The sequence below is a fragment of the Acaryochloris sp. 'Moss Beach' genome, assembly GCF_021497025.1.
GTDB lineage: Bacteria > Cyanobacteriota > Cyanobacteriia > Thermosynechococcales > Thermosynechococcaceae > Acaryochloris > Acaryochloris marina_A.
This window is the reverse complement of sequence record NZ_CP071717.1, coordinates 4,628,293-4,645,939: the sequence shown is the minus strand read 5'-3', so window position 1 is coordinate 4,645,939 and position 17,647 is coordinate 4,628,293. Positions and strand designations below refer to the sequence as shown.

Annotated in this window: 20 protein-coding genes; 11 read left to right on the top strand and 9 right to left on the bottom strand. The window is 45.6% G+C overall.

What is annotated here, in order from left to right; genetic code table 11:
• Positions 1-3: 3 nt before the first annotated feature.
• Positions 4-675: a MotA/TolQ/ExbB proton channel family protein gene (locus HRE53_RS21895; protein WP_212665310.1), complete on the bottom strand. Its 672-nt coding sequence runs from the start codon at positions 673-675 to the stop codon at positions 4-6.
• Between the two features lie 300 nt (positions 676-975).
• Here HRE53_RS21895 and HRE53_RS21890 point away from each other — a divergent pair, with 300 nt between their 5' ends.
• The 3 genes from HRE53_RS21890 to HRE53_RS21880 all read left to right on the top strand — a co-directional run bounded on the left by HRE53_RS21890 (position 976) and on the right by HRE53_RS21880 (position 3,545).
• Positions 976-1,278: a YkvA family protein gene (locus HRE53_RS21890; RefSeq protein ID WP_235107923.1), complete on the top strand. Its 303-nt coding sequence runs from the start codon at positions 976-978 to the stop codon at positions 1,276-1,278.
• A 42-nt stretch (positions 1,279-1,320) separates the two neighbouring features.
• Positions 1,321-1,758: a thioesterase family protein gene (locus tag HRE53_RS21885; protein ID WP_212665308.1), complete on the top strand. Its 438-nt coding sequence runs from the start codon at positions 1,321-1,323 to the stop codon at positions 1,756-1,758.
• A 485-nt stretch (positions 1,759-2,243) separates the two neighbouring features.
• Entirely contained in the window at positions 2,244-3,545 is a 1,302-nt protein-coding gene (locus HRE53_RS21880; RefSeq protein ID WP_212665307.1) for a hypothetical protein, read from the top strand.
• Between the two features lie 149 nt (positions 3,546-3,694).
• Here HRE53_RS21880 and bchI read toward each other — a convergent pair whose 3' ends face one another.
• From bchI to trxB, 4 genes are all read right to left on the bottom strand, one after another.
• A complete protein-coding gene (gene bchI / locus HRE53_RS21875; RefSeq protein ID WP_235111211.1) occupies positions 3,695-4,708 on the bottom strand; it encodes a magnesium chelatase ATPase subunit I in 1,014 nt (337 codons plus the stop codon).
• Between the two features lie 149 nt (positions 4,709-4,857).
• A complete protein-coding gene (lepB, locus tag HRE53_RS21870) occupies positions 4,858-5,454 on the bottom strand; it encodes a signal peptidase I (RefSeq protein WP_235107922.1) in 597 nt (198 codons plus the stop codon).
• Positions 5,455-5,503: 49 nt separating this feature from the next.
• Positions 5,504-6,475, bottom strand: coding sequence for a solanesyl diphosphate synthase (gene sds, locus HRE53_RS21865; protein ID WP_212665304.1), 972 nt, complete (start codon positions 6,473-6,475; stop codon positions 5,504-5,506).
• 117 nt (positions 6,476-6,592) lie between these two features.
• Entirely contained in the window at positions 6,593-7,963 is a 1,371-nt protein-coding gene (gene trxB, locus HRE53_RS21860) for a thioredoxin-disulfide reductase (RefSeq protein WP_235107921.1), read from the bottom strand.
• Positions 7,964-8,197: 234 nt separating this feature from the next.
• On the opposite strand from trxB, the gene HRE53_RS21855 reads away from it, so the two are divergent.
• Positions 8,198-8,455 (top strand): DUF3082 domain-containing protein, encoded by a 258-nt coding sequence (locus HRE53_RS21855; RefSeq protein WP_235107920.1) that lies wholly within the window; start codon positions 8,198-8,200, stop codon positions 8,453-8,455.
• Positions 8,456-8,706: 251 nt separating this feature from the next.
• Positions 8,707-9,711 carry a phosphoribulokinase gene (locus HRE53_RS21850; RefSeq protein ID WP_212665301.1) on the top strand — a complete coding sequence of 335 codons (1,005 nt, stop codon included), beginning with the start codon at positions 8,707-8,709 and terminating at the stop codon, positions 9,709-9,711.
• Between the two features lie 68 nt (positions 9,712-9,779).
• Here the strand turns inward: HRE53_RS21850 and HRE53_RS21845 are convergent, their stop codons facing one another.
• The gene (locus tag HRE53_RS21845; RefSeq protein ID WP_235107919.1) at positions 9,780-10,535 is read right to left on the bottom strand and encodes a metallophosphoesterase; all 756 of its coding nucleotides are present in this window, start codon (positions 10,533-10,535) and stop codon (positions 9,780-9,782) included.
• Positions 10,536-10,752: 217 nt separating this feature from the next.
• Between HRE53_RS21845 and folB the strand changes: the two genes are divergently transcribed.
• From folB to HRE53_RS21825, 4 genes are all read left to right on the top strand, one after another.
• Complete coding sequence (folB, locus tag HRE53_RS21840) at positions 10,753-11,112, top strand: dihydroneopterin aldolase (RefSeq protein WP_235107918.1); 360 nt, start codon at positions 10,753-10,755, stop codon at positions 11,110-11,112.
• 225 nt (positions 11,113-11,337) lie between these two features.
• Complete coding sequence (locus tag HRE53_RS21835) at positions 11,338-11,496, top strand: high light inducible protein (protein ID WP_212665298.1); 159 nt, start codon at positions 11,338-11,340, stop codon at positions 11,494-11,496.
• 621 nt (positions 11,497-12,117) lie between these two features.
• Positions 12,118-14,013, top strand: a complete 1,896-nt coding sequence (gene ftsH4 / locus HRE53_RS21830) for an ATP-dependent zinc metalloprotease FtsH4 (RefSeq protein WP_235111209.1) — start codon at positions 12,118-12,120, stop codon at positions 14,011-14,013.
• Positions 14,014-14,217: 204 nt separating this feature from the next.
• Positions 14,218-14,580, top strand: a complete 363-nt coding sequence (locus tag HRE53_RS21825) for a hypothetical protein (RefSeq protein ID WP_212665296.1) — start codon at positions 14,218-14,220, stop codon at positions 14,578-14,580.
• Between the two features lie 125 nt (positions 14,581-14,705).
• Here HRE53_RS21825 and HRE53_RS21820 read toward each other — a convergent pair whose 3' ends face one another.
• A complete protein-coding gene (locus HRE53_RS21820) occupies positions 14,706-15,344 on the bottom strand; it encodes an FMN-dependent NADH-azoreductase (RefSeq protein ID WP_235107917.1) in 639 nt (212 codons plus the stop codon).
• A gap of 137 nt (positions 15,345-15,481) precedes the next feature.
• On the opposite strand from HRE53_RS21820, the gene HRE53_RS21815 reads away from it, so the two are divergent.
• Positions 15,482-15,898: a universal stress protein gene (locus HRE53_RS21815; protein WP_235107916.1), complete on the top strand. Its 417-nt coding sequence runs from the start codon at positions 15,482-15,484 to the stop codon at positions 15,896-15,898.
• Here HRE53_RS21815 and HRE53_RS21810 read toward each other — a convergent pair.
• Positions 15,895-16,287, bottom strand: a complete 393-nt coding sequence (locus tag HRE53_RS21810; protein WP_212665293.1) for a hypothetical protein — start codon at positions 16,285-16,287, stop codon at positions 15,895-15,897. The genes HRE53_RS21815 and HRE53_RS21810 overlap by 4 nt on opposite strands.
• Before the next feature lie 557 nt (positions 16,288-16,844).
• Between HRE53_RS21810 and HRE53_RS21805 the strand changes: the two genes are divergently transcribed.
• Entirely contained in the window at positions 16,845-17,063 is a 219-nt protein-coding gene (locus HRE53_RS21805) for a hypothetical protein (protein WP_235107915.1), read from the top strand.
• 61 nt (positions 17,064-17,124) lie between these two features.
• Here the strand turns inward: HRE53_RS21805 and HRE53_RS21800 are convergent, their stop codons facing one another.
• Positions 17,125-17,619, bottom strand: a complete 495-nt coding sequence (locus tag HRE53_RS21800; RefSeq protein WP_235107914.1) for a hypothetical protein — start codon at positions 17,617-17,619, stop codon at positions 17,125-17,127.
• Positions 17,620-17,647: the final 28 nt, after the last annotated feature.

The following is a 17,647-nucleotide window of genomic DNA, read 5'->3' as shown; positions in this document are numbered from 1 at the left end:
TCCTTAAGGATTGGGAGCATCGTTTTGAGGGGTCAGGGCAGGTCGTGTTTCTGTAGGTTGCAACCAAAACTGTCGATAGACCAGCTCTAGCTCATTCCCCGTCCGTCGAAAAATACGTGCCTGATTAAATACCAACCCTTGAAACAGCCGATAAAACGTCAATGAAACAATCGCAATGGCCAATCCTACCAAGGTACTCGTTAAAGCCTGGTCAATCCCTAAAGCTGGATTACCGACAATTTGACCAAATTCTTCAAAATTCAATTTTCCTAGAGAATTTTGCAAACCTAAAATTGTTCCAAATAATCCCAATAGAGGAGATAAAGCAATCACAGCTTCTAGGACTTTGCTGCCCCTGCGCATTGCCGTCAGCTCTTCATCAGCAGACGCCTCTAAGGCTAATCTAAAAATTTCTGGTTCTTGATTTGCTAACCGTAGGGGGGTGAACAGAAATCGACCAATGGGTTGATTGCTAAATTGTCGAGCTAGGTGAGTCGCTTCATCCCAATCTCGGCGGGCAGCATCCAGAATTTGCTTCGCTGTTTTTCGTTCTCCTCTGAGAAGATTGCTCCAGAACCATAACCGCTCAAAAACAGTTCCAATCGCTAATATGGAAAGTCCGAGTAATGGCCATATTGTGGGCCCTCCCTTCTCAAATAGCTCGATAATATTCACGATAGTTCCTTTGCCCAATCCGACGATGAGATCAATAATGTACGACGTTTTCTGTCTATTTCTATCTCATCATGAAGTATAAGATATAGCATGACTTATTCATTTATAAAATAAATCTAGTCGCCCCTCAATTCACTGATATTGCTCTATTAGAAGAACAAATATAAGTATTACCGATTTAACGAACTAGATTAAGCCAATTTTGTCTGATAAAGGATAGAGAGCCTCTTTGGCGGGAATCCACACCAGATCTGTTATCTAAGTTCTGACAAAATAGAAGAGCAAAGGAGATCCAAGCCAATGAATTTTTCCATCAAAGCAATTTATAACTGGTATCGAAATAGCCTACGTAATCCGAAATATCGAGGATGGATTATTGCTGGCACCTTGGCATACCTCTTAAGTCCATTCGATATTTCTCCAGATATCTTTCCCATCGTTGGTCAAATTGATGATCTTGCCTTGCTGACGCTCTTTGTTTCAGAACTCTCTCAGGTGTTAATTGAAGGCTACAAAAAACGTCAAGTAAACACACAACCCGACAGTAATGAATCTGATAGCCAGGAAACCGTTGATGTTGATGCAGTGCCCATTCAGGACTGATGTATCTTAGTTGGGGCAAGCCGTTATTTGCCATGACATTTCATGAATCCTTCCCCTCAATGTTCTAGTCCATGGTTTGAATATCCCATTCGTGTTCAGCCTTGTCATACGGATTATGCAGGAGTAGTCTGGCATGGTTCCTATCTAGAATGGATGGAAGCTGCTCGCATTGCCGCTTTTCGCACCGTAGGCCTGGAATATGCAACATTAGTCCAATTGGGCTGTGATCTCCCTGTCATTGACTTATCTCTCCAATATCGAAAAGCCATCCAGATGGGAAACGAGGTCATCGTTAAAACCAGACTGAGCAAGCTAGACAAAGTTAGGCTCTTCTGGGATCAAGATATTTTCTGCATCAATACGGAAAAGCCCTGTGTGTTGGGGCGCGTTACTCTTGTACCGGTTAATTCTAAAAATGGCCGAATTCTCCGCACCTCTCCTCAAGTCTTGCAAGATGCCATTAATCAACTCATAAGTTAAAGAAATGTAATCTTATGCCGCCATTAATAGAAAATAATGAGGGTTTTTGAATTTTTTTTTCAGATTCTGATCAGCTAAAAAACAAGGAGAGCTGACGTTGACGCTATCATAAAGCTCATTTTTCGAAACGTATAATTTATGTAGAACTTATATATAATATATGACATTTCAGTCTTTTTTTGATGTATAAAAGGTCTCTTTTTTTTATACAAACAAGTTAATAGCAAATCATCATAATCAGCTTGGTAATTATAAGCTTGTCATTTACAAGCTATTACGGTGATTTAGATCACTTTTCAATGTGCTTTTGATCACACCTCAATTAGAGAGATATTTTGTAATTTGGTTACAAGTTTGGGCATACTAATCACACGCTACATAATTCAGGAAGTTGGGGAGCACCTTGAATTAGGAAGCAGTTAACTCAAACACCAGTGGTTGTTGTTCGGATCACTTAACTGTAAGCCCTACTCTCTAGAAATCCAGTGAATACCCAGTTGCCTTATCATCATCAGTCCCGCTCTGTTTCTAATGAGCAGAGGGTTTATGATCATCTTCTTGCTTGTGTACGCTCTGAATCTCCACAAGATGTCTTACACCGATTCCAGTCTTTATTTCTAGGCACATCAGGATATCAAGAACCAGAAATTAGGCAAGCAATAAATGCCATTGTCAAATCTACGACAAAACAAGATGAGTTTTGTTTATTTCTCAATCGATGTTGCTACATTTTGGTCAACCGTTGGCAAACCCAATTTGATTGTCGTTATGCCATTTCACAACTCATTACTCTCTTAGGCCAGGCAAGCGGTATGCCAGCCAGCTTAGGTCGGACTCAGACGAAGACCCGGCTCCGGTTACTCGTTAAGCATTTTGCGAAAAGCCAACACTTTCAAAGACTACGCCGATTCGCAGACTTTATGAATCCGGGGGGAGCAGCGTCTGGGCAGCAACCCCTTGTCACTCTTTTACAGCGATATCCCTACTTATACAAGCATTGCTTGGTCTCGCAAGGAGATACTCAAGAGCATCAGCAAGTGATTCATCAAGCTCAGGCTCAAGCCCAGCAGAAATTTGAAGTGGATTTATCTCTATATATGACGGATCTCTTAAAGCGGCAAACTAGAGATCCTCAACCGTTAATTCAAACTGTAGGACAGCCCCATTCAGCGGGAAAAATTATTCAGCCTGTTCATAACCCCACCCTATTAAGTGATTCAGACCTGCGCGGATCCCTAAAGCATTTTGTCGGCAAGGTGGACTCGCGAAATACCCATCAGGACTTAGCCAAGCATTTTCTGATGCAGCAGCATGCAGCCACTTCAACCTATAAGCATTTCAAAAATGACTTTTATGAGTATTTAGCCTCATCCATCGACACCAAATTTGGTCAATGTCGGTTTAATAATCAGCTGTATCAATGCTTACAGCACATGTTCCCTGAAAGCAACGATCGCACCATGAACGACTTCTTGATGGTTAGAACTTGCCAACAGGTCTTAAACTTCTTAGTCATTGAGAGTCGACAAAAACCCAAACATTGGATTTTCATGGATTTGATTAACAATGTGGGCTCCACCTCTACCGTTAGCTTAGTGCTCAAAGTGGTCTTAATTTGCAAGAAAATCAAGCCCTACCTAGAAAAACGATTCGCACTTCTGTTTAATCACTACGAATCCCAGAAGCAAGCTTCTGTTCAATGGTTAGTTCACTGCTTCGAGAAGTTGAATCTAGCTTGGTGTGGTCTTTTCGGTAAGTTTGATTATTCCTACGTATCCGTTCTTTAGTCGCAAGTACCGACTGTTGAAGGCTCTTCAGCCCAGGCCAATAATTGCTCTAAAGGGCCAACTTTCATACCCAAACAATCACGGGTTCAGCCCGTGCTGCCCTCATTCCATGCATCAAGAGGCAGTCGTCAAACTTTGATGGGTACCATTTAAGCCGCAATATCAGCTTCTTCTTCATCCGGCAAACCAAAAACTTGACGGAAAACCTTACTCACTTTGTAACCAGAGTCAATAGATTCTAGGGGATCTTTTCTCAGGCGGTGGCGCAAACAAAGGGTGATCACTCGACGAATATCATCGACCGTGACTTCTGTACGTCCTTCAAACGCTGCAATGGCTTTAGCTGCACGGTTAGAAACAATATCGCCCCGTAGGCCATCGACATCCAGTTCTGAACAAACCTGAGAAATATTGACCCGTAACTCATGATCAATATTGACGCTAGGGAGATTGTTTTGGGCACTAATAATCTGATCTTGGAGTGCCTTTTGGTTGTCCGTATGATTGTCCAAATAAGAGTGGGGCTCTTGATCGAACTGGGAGCGCTCTTCCACGATTTGCACTCGCAGGGTCGGATCTTTCACCGTATGAATTTCAGCATGCATCCCAAATCGGTCGAGGAGCTGGGGACGCAACTCTCCTTCTTCAGGGTTGCCGGACCCCACTAACACAAAGCGAGCAGGGTGACGAATCGAAATTCCTTCTCGTTCTACAGTGTTCCAACCCGAGGCGGCTGAGTCTAACAACACGTCAACCAAGTGATCATCTAACAGGTTGACCTCATCCACGTAGAGAATGCCACGATTAGCCTTTGCCAATAAGCCGGGTTCAAAGGCTTTGACCCCTTCTGCCAAGGCCTTTTCAATGTCGATGGTGCCGCAGACCCGATCTTCGGTCGCACCTAAGGGTAAATCCACCATAGGCACCTGCATTTGAGTGATGGCTGGTGTTTGGCCGCTTGCTGTTAATGCTTTGACCTCATCACTCATGAGTTCTGGATCAGCGGGGTCACTATTGAAGGGATCTTCAGCCACTACATCAATCTCGGGCAACAAATTGGCCAAAGCTCGAATGGTTGTGGTTTTTCCGGTACCGCGATCACCCATAATCATCACTCCACCAATTCGAGGATCAATGGTGTTGAGGATCAGCGCCAGCTTCATTTCTTCTTGGCCAACGATGGCTGTGAATGGGAAAACAGCGCGAGTAGGCGCTTTGGTCGCAGTAGAACTCACAGAAATACCTGATTTAGTAGCTTATATATGCAGTGTTTCCCATTGTGCCATATGGTTGTTCAGGGGCGCTAATCCGTTCAAGGCAATGAACTACGAAGCCAGTTAATATGCTCCAGGGGCCAGAATCGCAGATTCGCTCGACCAATTAAATTCGATAGGGGTAAAAATCCCCAAATGTGGGAGTCGTTGCTATTGTTGCGGTTATCTCCCATCACGAATAGGTTACCCTCAGGCACTGTAACGGGAGCTAATTCATACTGAGGGGCTTCTGCAATGTAGCGTTCAGTTAGGGGCTGACCATCCACATAAACTTGGCCATTCTGGACCGCAACAGTTTGCCCTTCAAGACCAATCACTCGTTTAATAAAGGCTTGCTCAGGCCCATAGCCAACGGCTTGTAAGGGTAAAGGCGTGTGGAAGACGACAATATCGCCCGCTTCAGGCTGACGCAGCCGATAGGAAAGCTTTTCAACCACGATTCGATCACCGGGTGTCAAGGTGGGCTCCATCGAGACCGAGGGAATATAGCGAGACTCCGCCACAAATCCTCGAATCAGTAGGGCGAGGAGGAGTGCGATCACAAGGGTGAAAACGTTATCTTTCTGGGATTGCCACAGTTTGCGCCATGCTGGAATGGGGTCTGCCTCAGGTGTGGGCCGATCCTCTGAGGTCATAGCGGTTCTCTCGTGAAATGGACAATCTTCTAGATCACTAGAGTACTCCTCAGTAGAGTCGTTTGAGGATATATTCCGTTAAATCAATCAGCGCTTGACGGGAATCAGAAGCGGGGAGGAAGTCCAGATGGTGAACGGCCTGATGGGAAAATTGTTCGGCAAGGGCTCGGGATTTAGGAATCCCTTGACTGTCATTCACAAGGGCAATGGCTTCTTCTAAGTCTTCTTCCTGCTCCAAATGCCGATCAATTAATACTTTCAGGTAGGGCTTTTCTGCGATCGCAAACAGGACGGGTGCCGTTAAATTACCGCTGCGCAGATCTGAACAGGCCGGTTTGCCCAGGGCATTCGTCGACCCTGTGAAGTCCAAAATATCATCAACAATTTGGAATGCTAAGCCCACACAGCGACCATAGGCATATAAATCCTGGTTCACTTGCAAAGACGTACCGCTCAAAACCCCTGCAGCTTTAGCGCTATTCGCCATTAAGGAAGCAGTCTTGTAATAGGACTTCTCTAAATAGGCTTCTAGGGTCAAGGATGTATCAAAGCAGTTGATGCCCTGCTGGATTTCTCCTTCAGCGAAATCCTTAATCACTTCAGACAGCAGTTTTACCACCTCTAGGTTGTCTAAGTTCGCCAAATACCAGGACGCTTGGGCAAACAGAAAATCACCGGCTTGAATGGCAATGCGGTTGCCAAAAAGGCTATGGACAGACGGTACTCCACGACGAACCCCTGAATCATCTACCACATCATCATGCAGCAGGCTGGCGGTATGAATCATCTCGGTGATCTCTGCCAACCGTCGATGTCGAGGGGTGAGATCTTGAGCCGGGAGCAGTGCTCTGGAGAGGAGGAGGACAATGGCTGGGCGCATCCGCTTCCCTCCAGCTTGAAACAGGTGTTCAGCCGCAGCGTAAAGAACTGGATGTTGGGCACGTACCAGGTCTTTGAGGTTATCAACCAGGATGACTAAATCGGCTTCAACTGGATCAAAAAGGGATGTTACTGAGGTCATTGATTTGCTTATCTCAGACGGTTATGAAATAAAGATTACAAAATTTTACATATGCTTATCACATTGTAACTCTCTTCGTTTACATGAGGGTTTCTAACCCATCAGGAATTCAAATCTCTAAGATGTCGCGGTCAGCAGTCCGTTGATGGTGTCCCGGTATTCTTGCTTCGCTTTAATCCCTTTGAACTCCCGCAATAAGGATTTATCCTGAAACACCTGAACCGTTGGGGTGCCTGTAATCGAGGCAGATTCAGCGATATCTGGATCTTCGGCAATGTCAATTTCTACATAGTGCACCTGTCCTTCAAATTCATCAATCACGCGACTCAAGATTGGCTGCAGGATATGGCAGGGGCCACAGGTGGAAGACGCATATTTCACTACGATGATGCGATCGCTCTCATGAAACAGCTTCCGCAAGGCAAACGCACCCTGGTGACGAGTGGTGTTGGGATCAAACTCTGCAGACAACTTATACTCTGGCGGATGGCTTCCATCTTCTGTTGGTTCAGACGCTTCTGATTGGTGAAATTCCTGGATCAAGTCTTGGGAGGACAACCAGCGTTCTGCCAATAAGGCCGCCATACATCCCGTTCCAGCTGCTGTAATTGCTTGTCTGAACTCATGATCTTGGACATCTCCAGCAGCAAACACACCCGAAATATTAGTGCTGACTGAATCGGGCTGAGTCAGGATGTACCCCGTCCCATCTAAATCCAGTTGCTGGGTGAAGAGTTGGGTATTGGGCTGGTGGCCGATGGCATAAAATAGCCCCCGCACCTGCAATTCTTGAACCTCAGAAGTCTGACAATTTTTGATTTTGAGTCCCTGGAGCTGTGTATCGCCAAAAACATCCATCACCTCGGTTTGCCAATGGACGGTGACTTTAGAATTTCTGATCACCCGGTCCTGCATGGCCTTGCTAGCTCGCATATGCCCTGAGCGAACCAGTAGATGTACGTGAGAGCCATACTTCGTCAGATAGACGGCTTCTTCGGCAGCAGAATCTCCACCCCCGACCACAGCGAGTTCTTCATTCTTAAAAATAGGCGTTGCCCCATCGCAGATAGCGCAGGCAGAAATCCCCCGACTCCAAAACGCTTTCTCTGCAGGTAGGCCCAATCGTCTTGCGGTTGCCCCCGTCGCGATGACCACGCTATGGGCCTTTACTATTCTTTCTTCCGACTGAATCACGAATGGAAACTGCTGAAAGTCAACAGACGTTACATCTTCGGTGACAATCTCGCTTCCCCAGCGTAGGGCCTGTAGCTTCATCCGATCCATCAACTGCGGTCCGGTAATCCCATCTGGGAACCCCGGGAAATTCTCCACTTCCGTTGTCGTCATCAATTGCCCACCCGGAAGTCCTCCAGCCTGATATCCCGCAAACATAAAGGGCTTTAAGTTTGCTCGGGCGGCATAAATAGCCGCAGTATATCCAGCAGGCCCTGATCCAATGACCACCAAGTTTTCGATCGTTTCACTCATAAGAACAGTAAGGTAACGGCTAAGAATAACTCATGGAGCATTAGCTTTTTGAGAAGTATTCGCGATGGATCTAAGCCATTGACTCAAAAAATCTCCAACGCTTTACTATAGTGAAATTATTCCCCTGCCATCATCCGCTGAAAAAGTTTGCCCATGTCTGAGTCACCATCCACGAACAAGCCTAATCCTCCCAGCATTTGGCGAACCATGACCGGCGCTGTTATGGCTGGAACCATGGCTTTCCCTCTGGCTAAACTTTCATCTAAAATTGCCCAGTCTTTTGCTGAACATCCTTTCACATCGGATAATCAAACGGCCGTTAAAATCGCCATTGCCCTCAAGACCCTAGTAGTGGGGTTAAGCACCTTAGCCACCGGAATTTTCTGCATGGCAGCATTGGGCTTAAGCGCTTTATCCGCCCAGATCCTCTGGCAGAATCTCACATCGTCTCCTACGCCTCCTGAATCTGACCCCGTAGATCAGCCTGAGTAATCATCGTGAGTTAACCGCTCTAATCTTGGTAGCATAGGAACTACTAAAGAAATTTGCGCTATCCCCAGTCTCTGAATGGACGGCCACATGATTGGGGTCTCTTCTAGGTTTGGCTATCCAGAGGGTACAAACGCCTAGTAATATCAGAAGGGAGCAATATTAATGCTCTATCTGTGCAAACCCCTTCTCATACGGGTTGGTGCCTGGGGTTAGTTGCTGTTGAGATAGGATGTATAAAGGAAATCGTAGTTATGACCACTAAACCAGACCGTGTTGTTCTAATCGGCGTTGCCGGTGACTCTGGATGCGGTAAATCTACTTTCCTGCGCCGACTGGAGGATCTATTTGGGGAGCAATTCATCACGGTTATTTGCCTAGATGATTACCACAGCTTGGATCGTTATCAACGGAAGGAAACAGGTATTACTGCTCTAGATCCTAGAGCCAATAACTTTGATTTGATGTACGAACAAATCAAAACTCTCAAAAGTGGTCAATCAATTGATAAACCCATTTACAACCACGAAACAGGTCTCCTTGACCCTCCTGAACGGGTCGACCCCAACCATGTGATCGTGATTGAAGGTCTGCATCCGCTTCATGATGAGCGGGTTCGAGGACTGATTGATTTCAGCGTTTATTTAGACATCAGTGATGAAGTCAAAATCGCCTGGAAAATTCAGCGAGATATGGCTGAGCGGGGTCATACCTATGAGGACGTTCTCGCCTCTATCAATGCTCGCCGCACTGACTTTGAAGCCTATATTGATCCCCAAAAACAACATGCTGATGTTGTGATTCAAATCTTGCCGACTCAGCTTCTCAAAGAAGAAAAGCCCGGCAGCATCCTGCGGGTGCGACTCATTCAAAAAGACGGTGTGCCTGATTTTGCTCCGGTATACCTCTTTGATGAAGGTTCAACCATCAACTGGATTCCTTGTGGCCGTAAGTTGACCTGTTCTTATCCAGGTATCAAGATGGCCTATGGTCCTGATGACTATTACGGTAACGCCGTTTCTGTTCTAGAAGTGGACGGTCAGTTTGAGAGACTGGATGAAGTCATTTATATTGAAGGCCATCTCAGCAATACCTCTACTAAGTTTGAAGGTGAGATGACTGAATTGCTGCTGAAGCACAGAGATTACCCCGGGTCTAACAATGGCTCTGGCTTGTTCCAGGTCATTGCAGGGCTAAAAATGCGTTCGACTTATGAGAAGTTGACCGCAACCAAGGTCTCTGAGCCGGTTGGCGTGTAACACATTCCTATCTATAAACTTCTAGAATCAGGTGTTGGGGCTTCTCTCAACACCTGATTTTTTATGTTTTAACTGGAGAGTGGCATCGACAGCGTATTCTGGCCATGGGGTAAAGAAACCAATACATCTGCAAGGGGCTTAACCCGAGATGCATTGCTATGGACATTGATTTGATACACGGTAGAGGAAGAAAGTTCTAGAGCCGTTAACCAGCCACTCCCTGGATGGTAAGCACCTGTATCAATCCCTAACCAGCCCGCACCTTGAACAATTTGCCCAGGTTCCACTCCTGAAAATGTAAAGGTCATTGTATGGCCGGTAATAATCATTCTGTCGGGGAAGTATGGCTGCGGCATGTTGTGAAATTCTCGCCGAATCCAACAAAATTCCTGGGCAGTCTGACGTTCTAACGGCAGTTCTGGGTGAAGCCCGGCATGTACTAGCCAATAATCTCCTAAATCGAGGTGATTAGGCAGAGTTTTAATCCAACTCAAATGCTCCCATAAATGCTGCTTGGAGCTATAGCTTTGTAGCGTTTCACGCCCCCCTGCTTGCAGCCACATTTGCAGCACAGACGAATTAGGCGAAAGATTCGCCAGAGCCGCCACCATCAGCTGTTCATGGTTTCCTAATAAACAGGTGTAGGACTGCTCTCGGACAAAATCTACGACCTTAGAGCTATCAGGGCCTCGATCAATGAGGTCGCCTAAAAAGTAGATTTGATCAGATTCGTTGAGTTCCAGTAGAGATACTAGATCAAGTAATGCTTGATAATGACCATGAATATCCCCAATGACGAATCGACGCAGTGGTTGAGCAATCATTCACAAATGCTATGCAGGGTCAAGGGGTAACGATAGCCATACTGTACGTTGAAGGTGCCGAAGACTAGGGTTAGAAAGTTGTTAAAACTATAGTTACCTCTACTCATAAGTATGCCTGATTTGAGGTTAAATCGAGTAGTTATTTCCTCAGTTGATGATTCATCTATCAACTTTATGGCAATGAGCAATTGTAATTCACACCTTCAGGGGTATCCGGATGGATTGTATACACTTAAATGGCATCCGCAGCTACGGATACACAGGATTTTTGCCAGAAGAACAAGTCCTGGGACAGTGGTTTGAAGTGGATTTAGTTCTGTGGGTAGATTTAGCAGCGGCCGGTAGTAGCGATCGCATCGAAGATACGGTGGACTATCGCCAGATTATTGACCAGGTAAAACAGCTAATTCACCAGTCTAAATATGCGTTGATAGAGCGCTTAGCAACCGCCATCGCTGAACAACTCCTCCTCCACTCCAGCCTTGAGAAGGTCAGCGTCAAACTCACGAAAGTTGCTGCTCCGATTCCTGACTTTTCAGGCCGCATCACCATCGAAATAACGCGAAACCGGTCTTAAGCAAGATTGATCGATGGATATGATACCTGTTTTATTTTTATAGAATAGCTAAGCTCAAATCTAAGATTGGCGAGGACCAAAGGCTATCGTTACCTTAAGGAAATTGATATTATTAACTTCAAGCGTGAATAGTTAAAGTTGCTTGTGCTCAATCCACAAAAAACTTACGTAATATCATATACTTAATATAAAGTTACATTAAGGTACTTACGGAGCCTTGACCCTATGAACCCATCAGATCCAGAACCAATGTGGGGCTTCACTGACTTTGCTGAAAATTTCGGCGGTCGCCTAGCAATGCTTGGCTTTCTCCTAGGCTATGTTACTGAAGTCATTTCTGGCGAAGGAATGCTGGCACAAATTCTTTCCTTGTTTAGTTACTAAAACTCAGCAGCATATCGATTGTGTGCCCCTTCTCATTGAGAAACAGCACTGCTGCCATTCTCTAGCTTATTAGCCCAATTTCTATCAAACTTCCAATACCCTTGCTCAAAGCGAGCAAGGGTATTTTTTATATGCTTCTAGCGCAAATATCCATTTCCTAGACTGAGTCCCAACCAATGCTCAACAGAAACACCCTCCTCTACAAAGAAAATAGATTGGCACTTCATAAATAACGATTAAATCCCAAATAGTCTTCATTTTCAGGAAATATAACCAATAAATCGACGATTTTGATCTAGATATATAAACGGTCCATCACCATCTAATCCATGCATATACAAATTCGATTGACGATTTGTAACAAAAAAAGTTAACATAGTTTACATAACGTTACAAAAATCATTTTAATGTCTTGCAGTTTATGTGAATCCACTATTCCACTCTAGTCAAGGCAACCGTTTCATCCTGGTTCTAATGGTTCCGCTATCGAGTAAACCGCAATGATAGCCAAGTGTGAGTCAAACCTTATCTGAGCACCATCAGAAAACCCCACCTTTTAGTAGAACCCTTTCAATCCTCATCAATCAGACCGTTAACTTTATTACCCAAAGGAAAGCCACAATGCCAGTCAATGAAAAACCTCAACGCCCAAGACCGAATCCCATCACCAGTATTCTGCTGTTTGTCCCTGCAATTCTCCTAATAGTGAATCTGGTTGTTCCTTTTATTACAGGACCACGAGTTCCCAAAGTGCCCTATAGCTTCTTCCTTGAGCAAGTTCAAGATGAAGAAGTCTCTCGGGTCTCCGTTGGCCAAGACATCATTCGGTATCAAATCAAAAATGCCGATGATCAGGCAGGGCAGCTATTAGAAACCACTCCTATCTTCGACTTAGAACTCCCCAAACTCCTCGAATCGAAAGGCGTTGAATTCGCCGCTACCCCTCCTGCGGGCAATCGCTGGTTCACTACCCTACTGAGCTGGGTCATTCCTCCCGTCATCTTCGTCGCCATCTTCCAATTCTTTAGTCGTGGTGGCATGGGTGGCGGTGGTCCCCAAGGTGCCCTCTCTGTGACCAAGAACAAAGCCAAGGTCTATGTCGAAGGCGATGACAATAAAGTCACCTTTGATGATGTTGCTGGTGTAGAAGAATCTAAAGCTGAACTCGAAGAAATTGTAGAGTTCCTCCAGTCTCCTAAGCGCTTCACTGATATCGGAGCCAAGATTCCTAAAGGTGTCTTACTCGTAGGACCTCCTGGAACCGGTAAAACTTTGATGGCTAAGGCCGTCGCCGGTGAAGCTGGGGTTGCGTTCTTCAGTATCTCGGGTTCTGAGTTTGTGGAACTGTTTGTCGGTACCGGTGCCGCTCGCGTTCGTGACTTGTTTGAACAAGCTAAAAAGAAAGCGCCTTGCATTATCTTTATTGACGAACTCGATGCCATTGGTAAATCTCGGTCTGGGGGTAATGGCTTCGTTGGTGGTAATGATGAGCGTGAACAAACTCTCAACCAACTCTTAACAGAAATGGATGGGTTTGGGGCAGGAGATGCCACGGTTATCGTCTTAGCTGCAACGAACCGTCCTGAAACTTTAGACCCTGCCCTATTACGTCCCGGTCGATTTGACCGTCAAGTACTGGTAGACCGTCCTGATCTCACAGGTCGTCTGGCTATCTTGGAAATCTATGCCAAGAAAGTGAAGCTGGGTGAGAATGTTGACCTTAAGGCCATGGCCACTCGTACTCCTGGTTTTGCTGGGGCTGACCTAGCCAACTTGGTGAATGAAGCTGCACTACTCGCCGCTCGTCGCGGTAATAAAGTCGTCGAGACTCAAGATTTTGCGGAAGCCATTGAGCGAGTGGTAGCTGGGCTAGAGAAGAAGAGCCGTGTGCTCAATGAGAAGGAGAAGAAGATTGTGGCTTACCACGAGGTCGGTCATGCCCTTGTCGGTGCCAAGATGTCCGGTTCGGATCAAGTGGAGAAGATTTCTATTGTTCCTCGCGGTATGGCTGCACTAGGTTACACCCTGCAAGTCCCTACGGAAGACCGGTTCTTGTTGAATGAGGCTGAGCTGCGCGGTCAGATTGCCACTCTACTCGGTGGACGGGCTGCAGAAGAGGTCATTTTCGGGAGTATTACCACGGGTGCTTCGAATGACTTACAACGAGCGACGGATCTGGCGGAGCAGATGGTAACGTCTTACGGCATGAGTGAGGTGTTAGGTCCCCTAGCTTATGACAAGGGGCAGCAGAATAACTTCCTCGGTGGGGGGATGAATGCTCGCCGGGCCGTGAGCGATGAGACGGCGAAGGAGATTGATAAGGAGGTTAAGGGCATTGTGGAGACGGCTCACCAAGAAGCCCTCACTATCCTGAAGGGGAATAAGGAGCTGCTGGAGATGATTTCTGAGCAGTTGCTGGAGAAGGAAGTGATTGAGGGCGATGGTCTCCGAGAGATGCTGGCTAAGGTCCATCCTGAAGTCCATGTCCAGACTGCGGATGAGCCTGTAGCGGTCTAAGTTGAGATAGAAAAAACCATTCCTTTGGGTGGCCCCATGCTAGGCATGGGGCCTTTTTCGATCGGTATATTATTCAGAAAACTTTTTCTGTTTTCAGTATTGGCAGACGATTAGATAGATCTATGCGAACACTTTACAGTTGATTCCACAAAGTGGTAACCCATAAATAGGCGCGTGCATTACTTATAAAAAAGGAAGGTTAATATGACTGCGAACGATACCATGGCTCCAGACTTTCTGTTCCTCGCTTTCATAGCAGCTATTATTCTCATCATTTTTTTACAGTCTCGTTCAATTGTTAAACAGCAAGATACGGAGAAAGAACTAGAAGAAACCCAAGATCAAATTTCGTCATTAACCCACCAAATCGACAATATTGCGGAAAATCGAGAGCAGTTAGCGGAGGCAGTGCAGAAAACCCAAGAAAAACTAGTCGTTATGTTTATGGCGTTGGAAGAGTCGAAACAACTGGCAGGTCTTTTGCCACAGGTTGATGGCGACCAACCCAATCTGTTGGAAGGTGTGAAAGAGCAATTTGCAGGCATTCTTGAGCAACAAGACGATTGATCGAACCGTCCCATTCAGTCTGTTTCACGATTGTGCTGGCAGGGTGATGGGTACAACTTACTGGAATCCCAAAGATCATTAAGGCTGGAAAGTATCTACTTTCCAGCCTTAATGTTGGATAGCCATTAAAAGGTCAAGGCCAGTTGGTGAATCGCTTTGGTCGCATTCGCCAGAGATTGCTTTCGTTCAAGTTCTAACGCTAGCTGGTCAGCATGAATATACGAAATATCAGTCAGCCCCAAAACCTTAAAAATGGCGCTGATATACGGTTCTAGGAAATCTCGATCTTCCCGTCCTGAACCCACTCGGTAATTATATTTTCGAGTGGTGATCACCAATAGCTTTTTGTCTACTAGTCGTCCTTGGGGGGTTCCATTGACGATTTGCAAGGTGCGATCACGTCTAAATACCTGATCCAGATACGCTTTAAAACTAGACGGCACCGTTAGGTTGTACATAGGCATACCCACCACATAGCAGTCTGCCGCGAACAACTCATCGATGAGGGTATCGGAAAATGCGATCGCACCTTGCATCTCCGCAGTTCGTTGTTCTGGCTCAGACTCGTAAGCCGCAACCCAACCCTCATTAATATGTGGGATGGGAGAACTGCCAATATCCCGATAAATGATGTGGCAATTGGGATTGGCTTGTTGCCATTGGGAGACAAACGCCTGGGTAAGCTGGCGAGAGTAAGAGTCTTGGATACGGGCACTCACATCCATATGGAGTAAGCAACGGGGCTTGGAGTCTGGAGAAATCATACTTAACAGTCCACTTCTCTAGCCAAAATTAAGAATTGTAGTCAATAGAACCTGAAGATGTCGAGACAATGCAAGTCTATTGGATGGGATAACTAATCTCAGAGTAGGAATCGTTGGTTCAACAGGAGTGACGTTGAGTGTTCAATACCATCCTGGTCGCCTTAGATAGCCCTGAAATTTCTGGACGGGTTATGCAGGCCCTCAAAAGTATTCAGTTGGATACTGTGGGGAAAGTGATTCTCACTCACGTAATTTCTACCAACGAAACAGGAGAAGAACAGCCTGCAGATCGCCCTTACTCCGACCCGCAAGGGGTATTTCGGCATATCGAAGAAGAACTCCAAACATATAAAGCATCGCTACCCTGCGACAGTAACTTAGAAATCGTGACAGGCGATCCAGCCGAAGAAATCATCCGGGTCGCCAATATCTATGAAGCTGATTTAATTCTCATTGGCAGTCGGGGACTAACGGGAGTCACTCGAATTCTCCAACGGTCTGTCAGTAGTCAGGTCGTTAGTGATGCCTCCTGCTCAGTGATGGTGGTGCGTTAGAGGCCAGATTGCTGCCACTCTAAGAAAGCTTTTAGCCGCAAAAGCGTCAAACTCTGGCCAGCATTGAGGGGCAATAAGGAAACACCTTCCAGGCGGGACTGTACCCACTTTTCGCCCCAAGACCATTCTTGAAAACCATCTACCCCTTTGCTCAAGATCAAACGCAGGGTGTTGCTATCCACTACATCGATATGGTGCTGGATTTCAACAGGGCCAAGCCAGCTAGTAAAGACAGCTCCTGGTTTAAAGGTTGTTGGCAAATCATTTGAAAAGGTCTGGGGCCATAGCCACTGCTTAATTTGTGCCCCTTGGGTTAAGGCATCTCGCAAGGCTGCCTCGGAGGCATTAATTTCAATTCTGAGCTTACTGGTTTGAAAACTGCCAAACATAGGGTTGATGTCAAAAATAGAGACGGTGGGTTGATCTAACTTGAGTGATGGAAATGGACAGGACGAACAATAGGCTACAAAGTAATTAGTCCTCTCAATATAGGTTAACCCTATGCATTGTTCAGAAGCTCTACTCCGAACAATATCACTAAGTCTTTTAACCATTTTGGATTCAGCTACAGTAAGAAATACTAATGTTTGAACAGACCCGCTTCGTAGAGTTCAAGGAGCTATCAACTAGTTCCGTTTTAGTAAGATCTTTGCCTTAAATGAATGGTGTGTAGTAATTGACTTCAATCCAATGGGACTAAATCACGGTTTTGTACTGGCTGATCACAGGACAGATAATGAGTATTCTCTTGGCAGGTTTAATCACGATCCGCACGCTGTTTACTTGCACGATGACTTCATCTCTTACGTTTGGGATACGTTACTCTGGATTCCGACCATGAACCCATCAACAAACCAATCAAGTTATGGCTTAAATAGATGGGGGCATACATTGATCAAGTGTGAAGGTGCCCAAATTGCATCACATGTCTTTAAGGCATGGTCACATGCTTCTTGCAATTGGCCCTTTAGAGCTAAAACTCACAGGTCCATTTATTCTTCTTCCTAAGAAAGAAATCAGAATGCCAAATGAACCCTACGGCTACTATGAAAAACTAAGCTATGATCGCGACAATCTGCTCACAGTAATCAATCAACTGGTTGTATGGTGCAATCTTGTCTCCAATAGTGCTGGAGAGAGATATCTTCATCATGGTGGGATCTGAGTCTATTAAGCAACATCGCAAACCCCTTCGTATTTGGCTAACTGCTTTCGACTCAATAGCATTACTCAGTCAGTAGAAATTTTTGCACAGGGATATCTGACCAAACTTGGACTTCAATATATTTCTCAAAAGGTTCTTGAGCGTAGTTGGAGTAGTCAGGATTAGGAGCATCTTTTGGGATTCCAAATTCTCCAATCAAGTCAGAAAGCTCAGATAACAGGTAAATTTTCTCGTGGTATGGCTTGAGTGATTCCAAGGGTAGGCCAAAAGTTTCACCGAGTCTCATCGCTGTAAAGCTGTCTGGGAAGGTGATGCTAGTCGTTAAACTGTTCAGCTCATCCAGAGGAAGTACAATGCTTTTTGTTGAGGGATAAAGCCCTTCGAACCATTTCGAGCTACCCAAAACAAAGTAGTGAGGCGCTTTGCGCTCTGGTCTACCCCCAGCAGCCAAAAATAGTGACCTCAATTTTTCTTCAGTTGCCAGTCTGAGCGAAATGTACTTTGCGCCGAATACTCTACGGAACCTTGGCTGTTGTTGTCGACGTTCGGCCAGCATGGAAATTACCTGGTCACGTTCTGGTTTT